Origin of the sequence: Bradyrhizobium sp. CCBAU 051011, assembly GCF_009930815.1 — a bacterium.
Lineage (GTDB): Bacteria > Pseudomonadota > Alphaproteobacteria > Rhizobiales > Xanthobacteraceae > Bradyrhizobium.
This window is the reverse complement of the sequence record NZ_CP022222.1, coordinates 49245-67223: the sequence shown is the minus strand read 5'-3', so window position 1 is coordinate 67223 and position 17979 is coordinate 49245. Positions and strand designations below refer to the sequence as shown.

Annotated in this window: 21 protein-coding genes and 2 pseudogenes; 10 read left to right on the top strand and 13 right to left on the bottom strand. The window is 58.8% G+C overall.

Going from position 1 to position 17979, the window contains the following annotated elements; all coding sequences use genetic code 11:
• Positions 1-172 precede the first annotated feature (172 nt).
• From ACH79_RS00355 to ACH79_RS00345, 3 genes are all read left to right on the top strand, one after another.
• Positions 173-472 (top strand): hypothetical protein, encoded by a 300-nt coding sequence (locus ACH79_RS00355; protein WP_371419349.1) that lies wholly within the window; start codon positions 173-175, stop codon positions 470-472.
• 199 nt (positions 473-671) lie between these two features.
• Complete coding sequence (locus tag ACH79_RS00350; RefSeq protein WP_161849248.1) at positions 672-986, top strand: hypothetical protein; 315 nt, start codon at positions 672-674, stop codon at positions 984-986.
• A complete protein-coding gene (locus ACH79_RS00345; protein WP_246738784.1) occupies positions 953-1879 on the top strand; it encodes a GcrA family cell cycle regulator in 927 nt (308 codons plus the stop codon). Before ACH79_RS00350 ends, ACH79_RS00345 begins: the two co-directional genes overlap by 34 nt.
• 107 nt (positions 1880-1986) lie before the next feature.
• On the opposite strand, the gene ACH79_RS00340 is transcribed toward ACH79_RS00345, so the two are convergent.
• The 3 genes from ACH79_RS00340 to ACH79_RS00330 form a co-directional block, all read right to left on the bottom strand.
• Complete coding sequence (locus ACH79_RS00340; RefSeq protein WP_161849246.1) at positions 1987-2181, bottom strand: hypothetical protein; 195 nt, start codon at positions 2179-2181, stop codon at positions 1987-1989.
• A 389-nt stretch (positions 2182-2570) separates the two neighbouring features.
• The gene (locus ACH79_RS44960) at positions 2571-2714 is read right to left on the bottom strand and encodes a hypothetical protein (RefSeq protein WP_371419348.1); all 144 of its coding nucleotides are present in this window, start codon (positions 2712-2714) and stop codon (positions 2571-2573) included.
• Positions 2715-2999: 285 nt separating this feature from the next.
• Complete coding sequence (locus ACH79_RS00330) at positions 3000-3221, bottom strand: hypothetical protein (RefSeq protein ID WP_161849244.1); 222 nt, start codon at positions 3219-3221, stop codon at positions 3000-3002.
• Positions 3222-3543: 322 nt separating this feature from the next.
• On the opposite strand from ACH79_RS00330, the gene ACH79_RS00325 reads away from it, so the two are divergent.
• Positions 3544-3927, top strand: coding sequence for a PRC-barrel domain-containing protein (locus ACH79_RS00325; RefSeq protein WP_161849243.1), 384 nt, complete (start codon positions 3544-3546; stop codon positions 3925-3927).
• Between the two features lie 260 nt (positions 3928-4187).
• A complete protein-coding gene (locus tag ACH79_RS00320; RefSeq protein ID WP_161849242.1) occupies positions 4188-5219 on the top strand; it encodes an IS110 family transposase in 1032 nt (343 codons plus the stop codon).
• A gap of 498 nt (positions 5220-5717) precedes the next feature.
• Here the strand turns inward: ACH79_RS00320 and ACH79_RS42805 are convergent, their stop codons facing one another.
• From ACH79_RS42805 to ACH79_RS00305, 4 genes are all read right to left on the bottom strand, one after another.
• Positions 5718-5957, bottom strand: a complete 240-nt coding sequence (locus ACH79_RS42805) for a hypothetical protein (RefSeq protein WP_202639385.1) — start codon at positions 5955-5957, stop codon at positions 5718-5720.
• Positions 5912-6367, bottom strand: coding sequence for a twin-arginine translocation signal domain-containing protein (locus tag ACH79_RS44955; protein ID WP_161849241.1), 456 nt, complete (start codon positions 6365-6367; stop codon positions 5912-5914). Before ACH79_RS44955 ends, ACH79_RS42805 begins: the two co-directional genes overlap by 46 nt.
• A gap of 1 nt (position 6368) precedes the next feature.
• Positions 6369-7631, bottom strand: a complete 1263-nt coding sequence (locus ACH79_RS00310) for an acetamidase/formamidase family protein (RefSeq protein WP_161849240.1) — start codon at positions 7629-7631, stop codon at positions 6369-6371.
• Between the two features lie 228 nt (positions 7632-7859).
• The gene (locus ACH79_RS00305) at positions 7860-8093 is read right to left on the bottom strand and encodes a hypothetical protein (RefSeq protein WP_161849239.1); all 234 of its coding nucleotides are present in this window, start codon (positions 8091-8093) and stop codon (positions 7860-7862) included.
• Positions 8094-8643: 550 nt separating this feature from the next.
• On the opposite strand from ACH79_RS00305, the gene ACH79_RS00300 reads away from it, so the two are divergent.
• Entirely contained in the window at positions 8644-10071 is a 1428-nt protein-coding gene (locus ACH79_RS00300) for a TAXI family TRAP transporter solute-binding subunit (RefSeq protein WP_161849238.1), read from the top strand.
• A gap of 485 nt (positions 10072-10556) precedes the next feature.
• Here the strand turns inward: ACH79_RS00300 and ACH79_RS00295 are convergent, their stop codons facing one another.
• Positions 10557-11318, bottom strand: coding sequence for a class I SAM-dependent methyltransferase (locus ACH79_RS00295; protein WP_161849237.1), 762 nt, complete (start codon positions 11316-11318; stop codon positions 10557-10559).
• Positions 11319-12129: 811 nt separating this feature from the next.
• Between ACH79_RS00295 and ACH79_RS00290 the strand changes: the two genes are divergently transcribed.
• Together ACH79_RS00290 and ACH79_RS42800 are read left to right on the top strand one after the other, a co-directional pair.
• Positions 12130-12348, top strand: coding sequence for a cold-shock protein (locus ACH79_RS00290; protein ID WP_161849236.1), 219 nt, complete (start codon positions 12130-12132; stop codon positions 12346-12348).
• 304 nt (positions 12349-12652) lie between these two features.
• Positions 12653-12823 (top strand): hypothetical protein, encoded by a 171-nt coding sequence (locus ACH79_RS42800; RefSeq protein ID WP_202639152.1) that lies wholly within the window; start codon positions 12653-12655, stop codon positions 12821-12823.
• Positions 12824-13401: 578 nt separating this feature from the next.
• On the opposite strand, the gene ACH79_RS00285 is transcribed toward ACH79_RS42800, so the two are convergent.
• The 4 genes and pseudogenes from ACH79_RS00285 to ACH79_RS00280 form a co-directional block, all read right to left on the bottom strand.
• On the bottom strand, positions 13402-13602 hold the full coding sequence (locus ACH79_RS00285; protein ID WP_161849235.1) for a hypothetical protein: 201 nt from the start codon (positions 13600-13602) through the stop codon (positions 13402-13404).
• 280 nt (positions 13603-13882) lie between these two features.
• Positions 13883-14017, bottom strand: a pseudogene (locus ACH79_RS43560) (SOS response-associated peptidase); the annotation flags it as partial.
• 874 nt (positions 14018-14891) lie between these two features.
• Positions 14892-15080, bottom strand: a pseudogene (locus ACH79_RS43550) (hypothetical protein).
• Positions 15067-15390, bottom strand: coding sequence for a hypothetical protein (locus tag ACH79_RS00280; RefSeq protein WP_161849234.1), 324 nt, complete (start codon positions 15388-15390; stop codon positions 15067-15069). The pseudogene ACH79_RS43550 and the gene ACH79_RS00280 overlap by 14 nt, the downstream one beginning before the upstream one ends.
• Positions 15391-15904: 514 nt before the next feature.
• Between ACH79_RS00280 and ACH79_RS00275 the strand changes: the two genes are divergently transcribed.
• Together ACH79_RS00275 and ACH79_RS00270 are read left to right on the top strand one after the other, a co-directional pair.
• On the top strand, positions 15905-16102 hold the full coding sequence (locus tag ACH79_RS00275; RefSeq protein WP_161849233.1) for a hypothetical protein: 198 nt from the start codon (positions 15905-15907) through the stop codon (positions 16100-16102).
• A gap of 286 nt (positions 16103-16388) precedes the next feature.
• The gene (locus tag ACH79_RS00270) at positions 16389-16946 is read left to right on the top strand and encodes a cytochrome P460 family protein (protein WP_161849232.1); all 558 of its coding nucleotides are present in this window, start codon (positions 16389-16391) and stop codon (positions 16944-16946) included.
• A gap of 382 nt (positions 16947-17328) precedes the next feature.
• Here ACH79_RS00270 and ACH79_RS00265 read toward each other — a convergent pair whose 3' ends face one another.
• Complete coding sequence (locus ACH79_RS00265; protein ID WP_161849231.1) at positions 17329-17835, bottom strand: ferritin-like domain-containing protein; 507 nt, start codon at positions 17833-17835, stop codon at positions 17329-17331.
• Positions 17836-17979 lie beyond the last annotated feature (144 nt).

Sequence of the window (17979 nt, the reverse complement as noted above, 5' to 3'; positions counted from 1 at the left end):
CGGCATCTCGCCCCGTGGATTTGCCAGCCGCGGTGCGCAACAATAGCGGATGGGTTCAGTCTCGAAAGAACGTCTGTTCAGCGCGACCGTCGAGGCCGAGCAACGCGCCGGGGAAGCGCGCAAGGGCGCCGATGTGGCGCCTGCGAGGCCTGGAATTTGCGCATGAAAGGCTATGGCCGCCCCGGCGCAGCCCTCGCCATTGCTCGGCGACGCACTCAACGCCGGTTATCGCTATCTGGACGTGAAATGCGACGGCTGCGGCACCCACAGTGCGGTTGATCTAACCATCATTCGTCGGCCAGCGGCGACGCCGATCTGGCAACTGGAACAACGCATGCGTTGCAAGCCATGCTCGGAGCAACGCGGCTATCCGTACAAGCGCGGCCATCTGGTGCGGCTGCGCCGCAGCAAGCTCACGACGAAAGACGACGGCGAGCCGTGGTATCCTGACGATCAGCGCGAGCGCAATTGACGCCTGGCGGATCGCGCGGACCTGTTCGATTAGCGTACGTTCAGGCCCGGCGCAGGAAAAACGGAAAATCAACAGGAACTGGTTCCCTCTGCGAGCGCCTTCGCGGCGGTCGCTGCGATCACTGGATCAAGGTCAAGAACCGTCGCCATCCAGCGTCAACCCGCCAGTTCTGACAGCCGCCCAGAATGGTGAAACGCCAATGCCCCTTTCCGAGCAACATCGCCACGCCGTGTTGCTAGCCGGCCGCACCCGGGATGTCGGCGTTATCAACACCGTTGTCGCAGAGGTGCTGGTGGCAAGCCCAGGAACGAACCTGTTCGAAATCGAACAAGCTTTTCGGGAGAATGCTTCACCGGCCTATTTGGTCGCCACGACCGAGGGGTTCGTGGTCGTGCTCAGTGCGATGGCAATGCTGGTGGCGGTCAGCAAAGCGGGCATGACGGTTGAGCAAAACCGGGCAGCGCTGGCGACGTGCCGACCATGGCCAGCACCACCCCCCGGTTCGGCGAATTGATCCAGGTGCAGCGCGATCTGCGTGACCGCGTCGACCATGGCTTGGTCGCGCCAATAGCCCGCAGAATTGATAGCGCCATTGAGCGCGGCCCGCACGGGCTGATCCACCCGAACGTCACGCGCGCCGCCGGTGGCCGCCCTCGGGATCGCTGCGATCACTCGATCAAGGTTAGAAAACCGTTCCACCGACGACTACCAAAATTGGTACATTCAGACTGCCGGCTTTCCCAACGGCGTTTTGATTTTCATAGTGTGCGCGTCTCCGGCGAGAAAACCGCATTGGTTCAAATCGCCAGCCCCGGGCCCTTGACCGAGCGCGCGCATCTCGTCGGAGCACCACGATACTTTTGGCGAGGTTCCCGAATGATGCCTTGGACCACCCAGGAAATTTCCCTACTCATTAGCTTTTGGCCGACCGCATCCGCCGCGCAAATCTCGCGACGGTTGAACCGCTCGCGCGCGTCGATATGCGGAAAGGCAATGCGGCTGCGCCGCGGTAAATTGTTGCCAGTCGGCGTGCAAAAGCACTTCGAGGTGAAACCGGTGCGGATGCGGCCGGGTTGCGCCACGACAACGGTCACATCGATCATTCCGGCAAAGCCGATGCCACCGGTGGATGCCACCGTGCCGCAGCCGGAAATGCGGCGCTGCTCGCTGCTCGAACTCGATAACGGCCAATGCCGCTGGCCGCTCGGCGACGTACGCCAGGCCGCGGCGCTATTCTGCGGCGACGCCGCGATGCCGGGGCTTCCCTATTGCCAGCACCATCTGCGGATGGCGCGATATGATAGCGGTCCGCAATCCGATCGCGGTCCACATCGGGTTAACAGAGGTTTCAGTCGGGGTTGCCGAGGGTCCCCTGCCGGTTGGACGAAATTGGCGACAAAATTCTAAATAAACATGCGGAAATGGCCCGCCGCCGCTCGGGGTGCCGAGGGCCGGATTTTGGAACCGCCCCCCGTCATTCGGTCGTCAACCGCCGCGCCGCGATAGCGCGTGGCTCAATCGGTTCGCCTCGGCCGTGACGTCGGCCATAGCCGGCACAGGTGGCCGATCACATCGACCAGCACCGGCTCGATCTGTTGCGGCTCGACGTGGTGCTCACGCTTGAAATCGCACCAGCCGCGCAAGTCGAGCGTGCCGATAGTAGTGACGTGGTCGAATAGGCGGCGCGTCAGGTCGGTGGTTTCGGTCACGGCTTATCCTTGCCGAACGGCAGTTTGATTTCCTGGCCGGCGGTTCGCACCTGTCTTGCGGTGGCCGCGGTCATGATGCCGACTCCCGGACAATGAACTCGATCCGCACGACACCTGGCAAGCAAGCGAGGATGTCCTGCTGGAGATCGCCATCTCTGCCGTTCCAGGCGATCTTCGCGCTAGCCGTGGGGACGCCGGGGCGCGGCGGGCGGCGGAAGCGGGCAAACCAGTGCGCTCCGAGCAGCGGACGATCTATTCTACCGTCCAGTAGGGTTGCGCCGGGTTGAAGCAATCGTGGGTTAGGACCGTAGTTCGCGCAACATTCGGCAGGAAAATCCGTTAAAAGCAGTAACTTGTGCGGGAAGCGGGAGGAGGGGCGGTCCGCCGCGTCAGCCGAGAGGTCGGCTTTGTCTGAAATGGAAACCGTTCGGAGTGAACCTGCGGGCCACGGCGCGCGCCTTGTCCTCGCATGTCTCCAGCGCGATCTTCTGGGCAAGCATGACGTCTCCGATCGGCAGCGCGCCGATAGGCATGAAACACAACCCCTCCTGCAGGCGACCTCGTTCGTCGATCTCGCACACGTTCACCGAGGCCCCTGCGTGAATCCTGTACCGCTTTCCGCTGTCGCTTCCGAAGACTTCGAAGTAGCCTCCCTTGGTGAACTGCTCCCGCTGCGCGGGCGATAGCCATCTCCGCAAGACCAGCAGCGAACGTCCCTCTGGCGTGCTTTCGGCGCCGTGCCTTAGGAAGAGGGTTCGCGTTGCTCTCATGCGGGAGCGGGCGCCCGGCGGCAACGGTCGAAAACCGAACATGGCCAGCTAACCGCCGACCAACCTGGGGAAGAAGAGGGTCTCTTCCGCAGTGGGATCGAACGATCGGATCTGCGAGGTCTGACCTGAACCCGTCCGAATCGCGGCGGTGAAGCCGGCCCTTGTCAGCTCATAGAACCGCTGCTCCGCCTTCGCCACTTCCTCTACGTCGTGGGAGTCAAAAGGGTGACGGCTGTCGCCGGTGCGGTCCATCACGATCTGGATCGCCATGATCGTCCTCCTCAGATTTATGGCAGCCAAGGACCCCGACCAGTATCCGACCGACTTGGCGGACTTTCAAGAGAAGAACATTCCAATCGGAAGACGCCGCTCGTGTGCCCGAACGCGCGGCCAGCACGCGTGCCACCAACTCCATTACTTTGTCTGGCAGCGGTCGCTGCAACGTCCTTCGCCTCGTCCCACGGCGCACAACGGTCGCGGGCCCTAAATCGGATTTCCAGAATTGCTTTGTGAAATTGTTGTCCGGAGCGCCTAGGAACGACCCGGTAGCTGCCGAGTTAAGGCGACAAACTTACTATTGAGGGACGAAGCCATGGCCGGTGCGACAGCCCATCCGGATCATCAATGCATCTCAAGCGAAGACATTCAGGGAACCGAGGTTTATGGGGCAGGTGGAAAGAACATCGGTGAGATAGATCATCTCATTATCGACAAGGTGTCAGGTCGCGTAGCCTATGCCGTCATGAGTTTTGGCGGATTTGTTGGGTTAGGCCACAGCCATTATCCCATACCCTGGGGCGCTCTGACATATGATACGTCGCTTGGTGGTTTCCGAACAAATATCACCGAGCAACAGTTGAGGGACGCGCCTGAGTTCAGTGATGACTCGTGGCAGGATCGAGACTGGGAAACGCGCACCCACCAGTATTACGGGACACCCGAGTACTGCGAGTCGCGAGGTGGCCTATTACGCTAGGCAGCGCATTACGACCTGAGAGCCAAGCGGAAGCGGCCATGAAGCTCGCAGTCCCAGCCAATGGCCTGGAGCGCCGGGAATGGATCAGTCTCGCCCGGGAATGGATCAGTCTCGCATGGCCTGTTTATAGGGGTAGACCGGAAGTCATCGGTACGCCGCCAAACCGACGCGAATGATGCTGTGGACGGCGCCCACTCTGCGGCATCGAAGTGCCATAGGGGTGGTTGCGTTGAAGCAAACCACTTTGAGGGGAGCCGTCCATGGGCGAGGTTAGCACGATTGGTCTCGATATTGCGAAGTCAGTCTTCCAGGTTCACGGCGCAGATGTTGATGGCGCGGTTGTGATCCGCAAGCGTGTGAGCCGCGCCAAGGTGCTGGAGTTCTTCTCGACTTTGCCGGCTTGCGTTGTTGGCATTGAAGCTTGCCCAAGTGCCCATCATTGGAGCCGTGAGCTCCGGGCGCTCGGCCATACGGTGCGGCTGATGCCGCCCAGTTATGTGAAGGCCTATCTCAAGCGCAGTAAGAACGACGCTAATGATGCTGCGGCGATCTGCGAGGCAGTGACACGTCCGTCGATGCGTTTTGTGCCGACCAAAAGCGAGCAGCAACAATCAGGCCTGATGCTGCATCGCAGCCGACAGCTACTGGTCCGTCAGCGAACGATGCTGTCGAACGCGATCCGCGGTCACTTGGCCGAGCTCGGCATTATCTCGGCAAAGGGGCGCAACGGCACAGCCGAGCTGTTCAAGATCATTGCTGACGAGAAGGATGGTCGGATACCCGCGGCCGCACGGTTCAGCCTCGAGGTTCTTGCCCGCCAACACGCCGCGATCGCAGCTGAGATCGGAGCTATCGAGAAGCGCATCCATGCCTGGCATCGTTCAAGCGAAGAAAGCCGCCGGCTCGAGCAGATCCCAGGCGTTGGTCCCATCGTCGCCACCGCCCTGGTCTCAGAAGTCGGTGATTGGAAAGAGTTCTCGTCCGGACGAAGCCTGGCGGCCTGGATCGGGCTTGTTCCCAAGCAGCATTCGACCGGCGGCAAGGAACGTCTGGGTAGAATCTCAAAGCAGGGAAATCGATATTTGCGATGGCTGCTCGTCACGGGCGCCATGGCCGTTATCCGATACGCGCGGCAGCATGGCACGCGGCGCCTCTGGCTTGCGCATATTATGGAGCGCCGGCCGATCAAGGTCGCCGCCGTGGCGCTTGCCAATAAAATCGCGCGCATGGCCTGGGCCATGATGGTACGCGGAGAGCAGTTCAAAGAGCCAAGATTGCTGCCAGCAGCATAGACAATAGGAGTTTCAACGATTGGCGAGGGCATGACGACGTAATGCAGATACGGTTGTTCCGGGGATTGGGAGAGCCCGTTTGGGTCAACGCACTTTCAAGTGCATGCGAACGATTGGGACCCGATCCGCGCAGAGCATTAGGGCCAGCGGCCACACCTGCCGCATCAACAGGCCGGACACGTGACCGCACCCGACCAATGCTGCAAAACGTCAGAAAGTTCTTGCCAGGGCGCCCCCACAACGGACTCTGGCCACCTGCGCGAGAAACTACGCGGGTATGGGCGCTCTGCGGTCATGAGCAGTCTAGGGGCGCGTGGGTATAGAGTGCCGTCCAGCGCTTTCATGTGACCCACGGAGCAACGGTGCTATTTCTCTTTGGGCTTCGCGGCTTCCCTAGCTAATCGCTCAGCCCGCAATCGTTCGTAGTTCTTTTGGAAAGCCTCCTGCGCTTTTTCGTATTCCGTTACCGCCCTTCGACCTCCAGTTTAGTGGCGCGATTCATTGCGGGACATCAACCTCGTGGGTGTGATCTTCATGGGCATGTGGCTCGAGGCCCGGCATGGGCGCGCCCGTGAAATAACCTAGAGCGGCAGGATGCAGCGGGATGCGCGAGTCGGGTGGCTCGGAGGACGAACCGCTCGGCAGCAGCAATTCGGGAAGGGCGCTGCGGCTCTTGTCCAATGCTTCGGCGATCAACCAGGCATGGCGTGCTGCAAAGTCGTCGCGGCAGACGAACAAATACTCTCCGATGCCGACGACGGTGAACAGCTTGACTGGTCCGTGCTCGGCGAAGGGGGCCTCCCTTGTCGAAGGGCTGCCGCATCGTCGCGCCGCATCAGTGCGACGTCCAACTGCTGCGAGCTGATCAGGCTGGCGATGCGCTCCTTGTGCGGCGCCCTGCTCACCTGAGCCTTGCTGCTCGGCAAGCGATCCGCGAGGACCTCAGCTACCCGCTGGCCGAGCTCGAACGAGGGAGGATCGGCGCGCGAAGTCAGGATCAGCAGGTGGCGCCGGCGGTAGACGCCCCACTGGCCATAGGGTGCGTGGCCACAAAGGAACATGGCTGCGGCGCCGGCCCCCGCCGTTCGGAGGAATTCCCGGCGGCTCGGCCTCCCGCCAACCTCAGGACCTTCGGTCTTATGCCACATGCTACTTCTTGCGGAATATGGTGGTCGGTAGGATGGCGGAGACTGCGTAGTTCGGCACGTCGACGACATTGCCGATACGCAGGTCGGCGGCCACGCTCGCCACGACATATGCCTGCTCCGGCGTGAGGCCCTTCTCGCCAACCATCCAGTCGATCAGCTCGATCAGGGCGTTGCGCGCCGCCAGCATCAGATCCTCCGAGAGGTTCTCGAGCGGGCCGATTTTCTGGCTGTCGAGGTAGGTATGGTAAGGCGGGATCTGGCCCTTGGCTTTCAGCGGGAAGCCGGTGGTGGCGTAGAACTCGGTCGGCGCCAACCGGATGAGCTGATCGCCGCCTTCGAAGTGCGGGACTTTGACCTTCGCGACTTGCGCCTTGCGGATCTCGGTGACCAGCGTGACCGTCGCCCCCATCTCGATCGCCGTGCCGGAGACCTCGCCATCGCCTTGCGCGAAATGGACGTCGCCGACGAACAACCCGCACCCGTCCACGAAGCAGGGCAGCAGCAGCGTCGTGCCCACCACCATCTGCTTGATGTCCATGTTGCCACCGTTCTCGCGCGGCGGAATGGTGCGCAGGCACTCATTCTTGCTGCTTCCGTTCTGACCGCAGACATCGCTCGGCAGCGCACCGAGCGGCTGCGGAGTCAGCACGACGCCGCCCGCGCTCTGCAGCGCCGCCTCGCGCGTGAGGATCGTGGCCACCTCGGGCTGGCCCGGCAGCACCCCGACCGTGCCCATAAATCCGTTAAAGGGGATGACGACGCCCGGGATCTGGTCGGAGACCGCCTCCTTGCGGTTGAGTTTCCAATTGGCGATGAACGGCTTGGTGAAGCGATCGCGCAGGAAACCGAAGCCCGGGACGATCACGGTGTAACCGTAGTCGTCCGGCTGTACGTCGAGGAGTGTCACCGCCAGTACGTCGCCGCGCTGGGCACCCTCGATGAAGACCGGGCCGGTCAGCGGGTGGACGAGATTGAGATCGGCCGCCGACACATCCTCGGGCTTGGAGCCGAGGTTGAAGTCGGAGTCGAAGGCGTCGCGCGTTTCAAAGACGATATGTTGACCGGGGTTGGCGCGACTCACCGGCTTGATGGCCGGGTGCATGCGGTTCATGCAGTTCTTGTCGTCGACGCAGTGCGCGCCGGTCTTCGCGACGCGCACAACCTGCCACGCCTTAACGGACGTCGTATCCGCATGCGCTGCGGTTGCGCTGAGCAGCAAAGTCGCGGCCGCAGTGATGATCCAGAATTGCCCGGATTGCACCATTCGCTCCTCCCTCAGCAGAATCGTGACCCTATTCTGGTCGGGACGACAATCGGCAACGCCTTGGGCGCCCGGCGGCACGATGAGGAGATCAAGATCTCGTCCTGACGACCGTCCGGCGAAGCTACTCCCCTTTGGGGTAAGTGCCAACCACCATAGGTCGAAAGGGCGGAAGAACAACGGCCTTCTTCACCGCCATAGCGTTCTTGTCGGTCCAGCATTTCCTTGCCCTCAAATGTGCAGCGTTTTCAGCGTCGGCGCTAGGGCGACGCCCGTGGCACCTTCCAGGAGACGGGACTGATGGGCTAGGAATGCGCCATGCCGGGTCCAGCTGCGCACGCACCATTCGCGTGCGAAGATCGTCAGCAACGCAACGACGCAGAGCGTCAGGGCGACGCCCAGCAGCATCGCGGCGGCGAAAGCAACGCCGACCGCTGGGACACCGTTTACCAAGGCGTAGACCATCGCGAACAACGTGAGGCGGGCACGGTACGAGACCCGCCACAAGTCCCACGGTGACGGTGCGGCTCACCGCGGATTGCGCGAAAGAGCGGCCATGCGCCGATGGCTTCCAGAAGACGGCGGCTCAGCAGTTCGAGGGCGGGGGCGCGCCTGTCGCCTCTGGTCGAGTGTGAACGCATGAAGCCACCGGCGCCAACTCATAGCGACGTCCGCTTCTGGCACTTTTGAGACATGCTGAGGCGATCTGATTATGTCCGAAGTTCGGGGAAGACCGGAGGTGACTGGCGGCCGACCAAACCGTTGCGAATGACCTATGCGGCCTCTAGGCAATGGTATGTCGTCCCATTCCGCCATCGACCGTTGCCAGTATCGGACGTCATTCGGTGTCGCGCTGTTCGGCGTACACGTCTTCAACCCCAGAGCCAGCCAGCGAATTTTTCAGGCCACCAGGTGTTCCGCCTGAAACCAGGGCCGCTGCTCCGACGTTTTCCTCGGAAAAACGTGATATTCCTGCAAAACAGGAAGCGCTTTTGATCTCCGACTGGCAGCGGCAATGTCCTCGTCCGATGGTACAAATGAAACCAGTGACGCTGCCCGCCGACGGCGGAGAAGGAGCAATTCCTTACTGTTGGTCTTGGCCGTTGGATTTTTTGTTTTTGGCGCCGCCGCGGGCGCACTGTATTATGTGTTGCGGCCGGTAACTCTCCGGATTGCCGTCGGACCGCCGGGAAGCGACGACCACAAAGTGATTCAGGCGACGGCCGAGGCCTTCGCCAGCGAAAGCAGGACTGTCAAGCTATCTCCGATCACGACCGACGGAGCGGTCGAAGCCCTCGCCCTGCTTGGTGCTGGCAAGGCCGACCTTGCGGTCGGTCGTGGCGATCTGGAGATGCCGGCCGACGCGCAGACCGTCGCCATCGTGCGCAAGAACTTTGCTGTGCTGTGGTCGCCTTCCGGACTCGCGGGCAAGCGCTCCAAAAGAAAGCCCACGCCGAAAATCAAGGAGGTCGCCGATCTCGCAGGGCACAGGGTCGGCGTGATCGGCCGGACGCCGGCGAACGCCGCGTTGCTGCGGGTCATCCTGAGCGCCTCCGGCGTGGAGGCGGACAAGGTCGCGGTTACGCAATTTGGCACGGACCAAATCGAGGAGCTCGCACGCGACCCGACCCTCGATGCATTCATGGCGGTCGGTCCGCTCGACAGCAAGATCACCTCGGACGCCATCACCGCGACGGTCCGGTCGCGAGGCGAGCCGAAGTTTCTCGCGATCGAGGCATCGGAAGCCATCGCCCTGAAGCACCCGCGCTACGAGTCCGAGGAAATTCCACCCAGCGTCTTCAATGCGAATCCGGCCAGGCCGGATGACAAGGTCGAGACGGTCAGCGTCAGCCACCTGATCATGGCGCGAAAGGCTTTATCTGAAACGACGGTGGCGGCATTTTTCCGGCAACTATTCGCCGTCCGTCAGGCGATTGCCAGGCAAGTGCCTGGCGCTGCGCACATCATCAAGCCGGACACCGAGAAAGACGCCGAGCTGCCAGTGCATCGGGGAGCGGCAGCCGTCGTCGACGGCACCGAACGCACCTTCCTCGACAGGTACGGCGATTACTTTTGGTTTGCGCTCCTGCTTCTCTCCGGGATCGGTTCGGCCGGTGCCTGGTTGCGTCACTATTTGAATCGGGATGAAAGGGACGAAAACACCAGCCATCGCAACAGAATCCTGGCCATGGTTTCTAGGGTACGCACCGCGGATTCCAACCAGAAACTGCTGGCGATGCAACGCGAGGTCGACGCCATCATAAGTGAAACGCTCGAATGCTACGATGACGGCGCCATCGAGGAAGAGGAACTGGCGGCCTTTGGTCTGGTGCTCGAACTATTCAATCACGCCATCGTCGAGAGGCGCACGGCATTGCAAGCGGGCACGCTCGATGCGGCTCGCGGCGCGGCGGGAGGCCACAGCCTCACGTCTCGACGATGACGTAGCCACGTGAAACATGTCACTGCGATTGACGTCGACAGCGTGCAGGTAACCCGCGGAGGAATTTCCGAGGTTGGCAGATTGTGTTGAAAAACTCGTAAATCGCGGGACTCCGAAAATCTCGCAAATGTAGCGCATTAGCGATCTCAACCGCTGCAAGGCTCTGTAGAATCGATACGAGGCGCCAGCGATCGTTTTGCGGTAATTGATGTGGTCTCTCACCTCGCAGCGAGAGAGACGCACCAGCGGTCCTGAGAATGTTCAGTCATCAGCGAAAAGGACTTTTTCAACACAATCGACCCAACTCGGACAGGAGCCATCCAGGTGCCTCCACAAATCGATCAGTATTGCCGACCAGTTGACGATGTCTGAGAAGCCGTGCGGCCTGTTATGCTGGCGAAATTTTGTCCCATTAGCGTTCGAACCGACTTTTCGAACCCATGTAAGTACCTCCAATCATCTAAGCTGAGGCGTATTCAAGCTCTTTAAGGACTTGGCCCGATCTGTGGCTTGCTGAAAAAGCAATATCGCATGGTTTCCTTGTCCGGATACCAGTCCCAGTCATCCGGATCAGCCTCCTGTTCGATGCGCCAAATCTCATCGAGCAACGCTGAATTAAAAGCTGCGAGCTGGAAGCCGTTGCGGACGAACGCGTCGGACCACTCTGAAATTGTCCAAAAGGTCTGCAAGCCCGCAAATAATTCATAGTCCTCAATCACCTCCTCCGTCATGTCGGTAGTCGTGCCTTGGAACACAATTCCTGCACGACATACCCGAAACAGCTCCTTGATCGCTTGGTCGATGTTTTCTTCGGGAAGGTACGGAAGGCACGTTTCATAAATGAAGTCGAACGATCCGTTTTTGAACGGCATTTTGCGCACATCGCCAAGCCGGTTTCGTTTGCGCCACGCGTGCGGCGTCTTCGAATGTATGTACGCACTGTTTTCGATGCCCCAGGCTTCGACACCCAGTTTGTCGAATTGCCCAATGGTCAGCCCATTGGCGCTACCGCAGTCAAGCAACTTATAGGGCGGCACCGCACCCCAGACGGCCTTAATCAAATGAAGAAGATATTTCGCATTGAAAGCCGTTTGGAAAATGTCTTCATAACTCCGATTACCGGAATACGTCTCGAAGTAGCTGTCAGCGACCGCTCCATTCCCAGCAGGCAAGATATCCTTGCCGATCTGATACGCGAATTTGCGCTTGCGCATCTCGGTAATGCTTAAGTGGCTGTTATTACCCATCTCGAAGATCTCCTACGTGAGATGGCTTCAGCTGGCAGATGCCACCCCGCAATAAGGCTCGAAGCTGATACAAGTTCCGCCCGATTGTGCGATCTGGAACCACACACGGAATGTCGGGCCTAACACATGAATTGTCTTGTCGATCTCTGCGCCACACGGGTGGCAAGCAACCGACCAAATTCGATCTCCAGGCGTATTCATCCTTTTGCCTGCCGAGCGGCCATTCTCAAAGCAAGATAACCCGATCGGCCCGACAGAGATTGTGAGCTGGCTAGCTTTAGCAGCGCTCAGCATACTCATACTTACAGGTGGTTCGTTCCCTGAACCTCTGCACGGTCTGCTCTCATGTGGGCTGATCTGGATATAGGTCAGGCTTCTTGCTGACTGGGACGTGTCAGAGTTTGCCGCCCGAAGCGGCACACCACTCCTAAAGGATTTTTGATCATGCGCCCAATTGTGCCAAGAATTAGACCCAGCTTGGGAAGCGTAGGTGCCCAGCATGGCCATCATCGCGGGTTTCTGTCACGACTGCCTGCCTACCACTCACAGCGCTTTCGAAAGCCTGTCCAACAGCAAATCGCATCGTCCGTCCTCTTCTCCGGCTGATCCTCGTTCGCTTCCGGCTCAGGTTCGGGCTGGCCAACCGTTCATTAACTCACCGCCAGCAGGATCGCGGGCAATCGCGGATCGCATACCCATGAGGAGTAATGCGCAATAGCCGCCGCTGTCTCAGCCCAGCGGCGGCCTTTTCGCGCCAGAGGGCTCTTTCTTTCGCCGGATTTCCGTCACCATCTTTCGTGTATTCGAATCTATGGGGAGAGTGGACGTGGCAATAGGTACAGTGAAGTGGTTCAACGCGACAAAGGGCTACGGATTTATTCAGCCCGAGACGGGCGGCAAGGACGTGTTCGTCCATATCTCGGCCGTCGAGAGAGCAGGTCTGAGCAGTCTGAATGAGGGCGCGAGGGTAAGCTACGAAGTCGTGGCCAACCGCGGAAAAGAATCCGCCGAAAACCTCAGGGTAGGTTGATCGTCGTAGTCATCCAAATACGACCGCCGATCGCGCTGGCGGGCCGCACCTGAAAACGGCCCCAGTACTCTGGGAGGAGATAGCTGGGGCCGCCACTTTCTCCCGGTTTGTCTCCACGATCCCCCGGGAGCGATGGATTCGACTCTCAGCAACGCTGCAGGTTCCTGAGAACGACCCAGACTGAAATGCGTGCCAAGGGGCGTAAGGCCGTCGTCATAAATCCGTAATTTTACGGCATCGAACCTTCCCGCGGTTCCAGTAATTGATATGGTGGAGAAACTCGGGGCAATCGTAGGGATACGTAATGACGGGACAAGTACAATTGGCAGTCACACCGCGCGACCGGTTTTTTGAAGCGGCGCAAAAAGAGATGATCGACTTCGAGCGGAAAGAACGAGAGTTTCGAAAGAAAGCAAAGCAGGAGCGAGCCGCAGAATTGCGACTACCACTCCACAAGTCAGAACTTCACAGCTAGGCGAGGGCTTGGAGCGCAGCGCCAGGGTTGGCGGCCGGGGAGCCGTCGCTGAGTCAATCCAGCGACGGATTTTCGTGTCGTTCACAGCGGGTCGGTTCAACGCGCAACGCATCATGGGAAGTCGCCGCCGGCTCACGCTGACGGGCCACTTGCAAGCACGCATCGCCTAAGCCAGGCGGCTGTCCGAACGACCGGCTTTCCACCCGCCAAAGTCATCGGGGAGGGAGTGGCCAAGCTCTCCAGATTTGATTGCTCTTCCGTCAAGCGCTTTTGAACAAACTGCCTTTCAAGTTCTGTCAGGCTCGTTTTCAATAAGTTGCGATAGCGTTGAATATTTTTGCGATGCGTGCGCAATCGAGCCAACTATTGATCAATCATCTATCGTCGTCCTTTGACGAGTGGGGTTTATTTCCTTTGTTTTGACGCAACGCCGGCCAGAGCGGAGTATATTCGCTCGGCGGCATTGGTATTTCCCCGGTCGGCTGCTGAAATGTCGGCTAGCTAACCCTGCCGCAGGTTAGTGACGCTTTGATTACAGCGCCGATGGCCGCAGACCCGTTGAGAATCCCAACCAGTGACTAGGCGTTGTTCTTTGGCCTGGAGTCGAGAAGGCTTGGCAAAGGCGGCATCTGCTGGCGCGAAGCATCGGTCGGCTCGTCGGAAGGCGGCTCAACTTCCTTCGCCTTCTTTCCGCTGACTAGGGCACCAACAAAGCCGGCGACGACCAGCAACGTCCCTGCGATCATCAGCCAATGTGGTAATCCCAACGATCCAATCATGAGCTTCGCCGATGCTCCGTTCTCCTCCGGGAGGGCAATGGGACGCGGTGAGGCCAGTTCCTAGGGCACCCGTCGCTGCCGTGGTGACCGTAAACCTGACAGGTTCGCTGAGAATCGAACAGGCGAACGTCCATCACCCCAGCGGCCGGCCGGCGTCGACGGCCTTGGGTGGCTCGGCCGCCTCCATGATCCTTTCGGGATTTGCCTTGGGGTCTGCCATATGTTGTCTATCGGACAGACAACGCTACCTGAGACGGTAACAATGCGATATCAACGTTCGATTTCCGGCAACCGGCGCGGGATAATCTGGAAATACGCCGATCATCGGCGGCAGGTTGCCGACGTAGCGGTTGATGACGCGGAAGAGAGCGCGAATGGAATCTTGGCTCGTAGTGATACTGTAGAGATTGCACATTTATCGAAAGCTACCGCCACGGATCACCCTGCGCTAGTCTCTGCTACTATGCAGGTCCCTTAGCTTCCGCATGTAGTAACCCTGCCGCTGAAGCGCGGACCTGATCTCGTCGCTGATTTTGATAACTCTCTTCTTGCTCTTGCGCCATTTCCCCGACGCTCCAATAGGCGGCATCGGACATCCCTTCTTCACAACGAGCAGATCACGTTTGGCGCTTAAATATACATCGATCATATGTTGCCTCCGCTAAAGAGACCGAGCTTATCGCTCGTAAGCAAAAGCACGGGTAACCAAAATGCAACACTGAGCCACCATCGGGCGCCGCGGTCGAGAACCAGCGGGGCGCGCTGCAGAGCCCCGCAGATCATTGAGGCGCGGCGGTTTATTCCAATACCTCGTGCTCGAATGCTTGCGTCGGCTGCGCCGAAACCGAAGCTATCTGGTCAGGTTCGCCAGCATGGCCTCACAGGCTGTCTCGGCTTCGGCGTACGTCTTGAAGGGGTGTCCTGTCAACTTCCTTGGAATCACTCGCTTCTGGCCACACAGGCTGCTTGAAAGCTACGGTTTCGACCACGGTCTCGGCTGATGGAAACTGTTAATACGCGTTTTGCCGAGAAGAAAAAGCAAATTCCCCGTCGTCGGTTTTTTTGTCAAAGACCCCAGCGGCGTAGCCGCCCTGTATCTCGGCAAACAGGAAGGCAAAGACCTTGTCTACATGGGCAAAGGTTGGGAAGGGCTGGTCTCGTACCGTCTCAAGCCAGATCAGAAAGCAGCCCGTTACCGTGGTTAGCCCGAAGTCAAAGCTGACCCATCTGGAAGCCGAAAGCAACGTGGGTAGAGCCAAAGTTCTATGCCGATGTCGAATACAGGGATATCACGTCGCGAAAATAGGGCGGTGGTTGGTCGGATGGATTTCGCCATCAAGCCAGTCCTGTTCGTCGGCCAACGCCCGCCAACTAGCTGCCATTCACTGAAAGCGCCTGAAGGACGGCTCATCCGACCGACGTTCGGCGAGCCATAGGCAGTTGTCGGCGTTTTCTCTGAGAATATTAGATTGCTTCATCCCATCGATGTGGGGTGTTGCGGCGCCATTTCAATGCAGTTCTTTGTGAAGTCTTTCGGCGTTCCAACCTAACGTTTGTTGTGTCACCTCCATCTTTGGAGAAGTAGTCTTCATTGTCACCGCGCGGTATTTTGGCTTTTATCGGTGATGAGAACGCCAGGTTGCGCTCCCGCCTAATCAACAAGGGAGACGCGCCATGATTAAGCGCAATCGCTTTAAGCAAACCAAAACCCTGGAAGATCGTCTCGAAGCAGAGGCTGCTAGGCTGCGAGCGGAAGCAAAGCTCATCCCCCCTGGTGTCGAGCGCCAACGCCTTCTGCGGAAGGCAAGACAGGCCGTTACTGCGTCGCAGATATCGGAATGGCTCACTTCTCCAGGTCTTCAAGCCCCGACGTAGGAACAACGGAGGTCCATGGCCGTTCTCGTCCCCATGCACGACGCCGACCTCTTGGAGCAGTCTTACGAAATCGCTTGGAGTGTGCTTGAGAGATCAGGTGACCTCACTCACGACACTTCATGTTTCCTTCTCGATGAAATTGCGGAAATGATGGGAGACGGCGAGAGGCGAAGGCTAATCCTCTCCAACAGAGCCATCGATGCTTACCGCGTGAGATATAAATCGCTAACGCTGGTCTCGTAGGAGAATGGTGAACTTTGCAGTTGGCCCAATTGGGCCGTGTTGTTCGCGCTTGGGATTGGTTTTCAACAAGTTTGCCGGGTGATGCGTCCAATGACCGGCCTAATCATCCTTTTGGTCTCATTTTCGGCTATCGTCGCTTGGGGGCGGCCTACCTCGCGTTGCGCGTGCCCCAGCAATATCGTGGATGAAGATCGTTTTCTTATGCATTCTACTTTTCTGCATCCTCGCCGCGCTGGCGGGCTGGCGTTGGATCACCGGCGAAGAAGATTTGTCAGGTCTCTCGCTGCTTATTTATCCAGTGGGTGCAATCGCAATAATGGTTTGCCTTTCCTCCGTCGTGGGAACGACCATCGGAATTTACCGGAAAGGAAATCCCTCCTAGTTTTCCAATGTCGCTAGTTGGCATTTTTCGGACACCACAAGTGGATGCAGCGATGTGCCCTGCTGAGGGAAAAGCGGACATCAAACAGTTGAGCCGCCGAGTCCGCTAATGACCGACCCATAGCGGGCATCGTCACAGTTCAGAAATACTGCACCATGGCATAGGCCCCCATTTCGCAACGCGCAAATCCATGTTGTAATCTTCGTGAGCAACGGGCAACGAAGCCCTAAGCCTCGGAGACAACAATCGACCGCAATTTCCAACAAAGAGGTTAGGAGATGCGACAATGAAACAAAGTACGCTGATCAGTCTCAGTATTTCGGTATCGATCGCCGTTTTGGCGGCTGGTGTCGCGATTTCCGCGCAGGACAAATACACTGTGAAAGTACCGAATGGGCTCGCGTTCTCTGAGTTCAGGGGATACGAGGACTGGCCAGTGATCGCGATCAGTGAGAACGGAGGTAAGATCGCTGTGACCGTAGGGAATCCGGTAATCATCGGCGCCTATAAGCAAGGCGTGCCCGGCAATGGCAAGCCTTTCCCAGACGGCGCCAAGATGGCGAAAATTCATTGGAACCCGAAAATACAAGAAACCTGGCCCGGTCAGCCAAAGGTGCCAGGTGCGCAGCATGACGTTGGTTTCATGGTGAAGGACAGCAAGAGGTTCGCGGACAGCGGCGGATGGGGATGGGCCGCGTTCGACTATGACGCGGCGTCCGATACGTTTAAGCCCGCCACTATAGCGAGCAATCCGCCGCAGGAAAACGACGCGAAGTGCGGGTTCGGGTGCCACTCGGTGGTGCAGAACCTCGACTACGTTTTCACGGAGTACGGAAAGAGGTGAGTATCGGATAGTGTTGACGGACGGTCGTAACGAATGCGCCGAGTAACGGCGGATGTCCGCACTTGGCCAATTTTGCTGCAAAAGCTGTTGAGACAGGCCGCGAGGCGTGATTCCATTGTGGTGACGCGATTCTCGGTGAGGTCGATCCATGATGGTGACCAAGGTCAACTGTTCTACGAGTTTCGTCTTGGCGATGCGGTCCCCGAAGATCATTTGGCGCGGAAGATCGACACTGCTCTCGATCTGTCCTGGCTCCGCAGCGACACCCCATTATTCGTCGATGGGTCGCCCGTCGATCGATTCCGAGTGACGCACATCTATCGGTAGAACGGCCCCAGCGCGGTAGCTGGGGGCCGTCCGTAGTTTGTATCCGGTCGCTTGGTCACGCGGCTTTCGCGGTTTCGGCGTGCTGATTGACTTCGGATGCCGCGAGCTGACTCAGGGCACTGTCCGTTGCCTTCTCTTCCTTCAGGGTTGCATCGAGCAACTTCACTGCGTCGGCGTAACCCAATTCGTTTGCCCAGGTCTTGAGGGTGCCATAACGCGAAATCTCGTAATGCTCGACGGCCTGTGCGGCAGCAAGCAGACCAGCGTCAAGGGCGGGCATACGCTTGTACTCGTCCATAACTTCCTTGCCTTCTTCAATGATTCCCATAATGGCATCGCAGGTCTTGCCCTTCGGCGTTTCGTCGATCGACGCGAATACCTGCTCAAGCCGCTCGACCTGGCCGTCGGTTTCGGCCATGTGCTTTTCGAACGCAGCCTTAAGCTTCGGCGACTGCGCGGCTTTGGCCATTTTCGGCAGGGCGGACAGGATCTTCTTTTCGGCGAAGTAGATATCCTTCAGTGTATCAAGAAACAGATCTTTCAGTTCTTTCTCTCTAGCCATAGGAGCCTCCAGGTTAAATTGCCGGTACCAAACGAGATTGCCGTTGAGTTGTTCCTAGCCGAAGCCACTTTCCGCTACGAGGACCAGTCATTCGGCCGCCAGGGTTTAGAAGCGCAGCATTCCCAAACATAAAAGTAGAGCGAC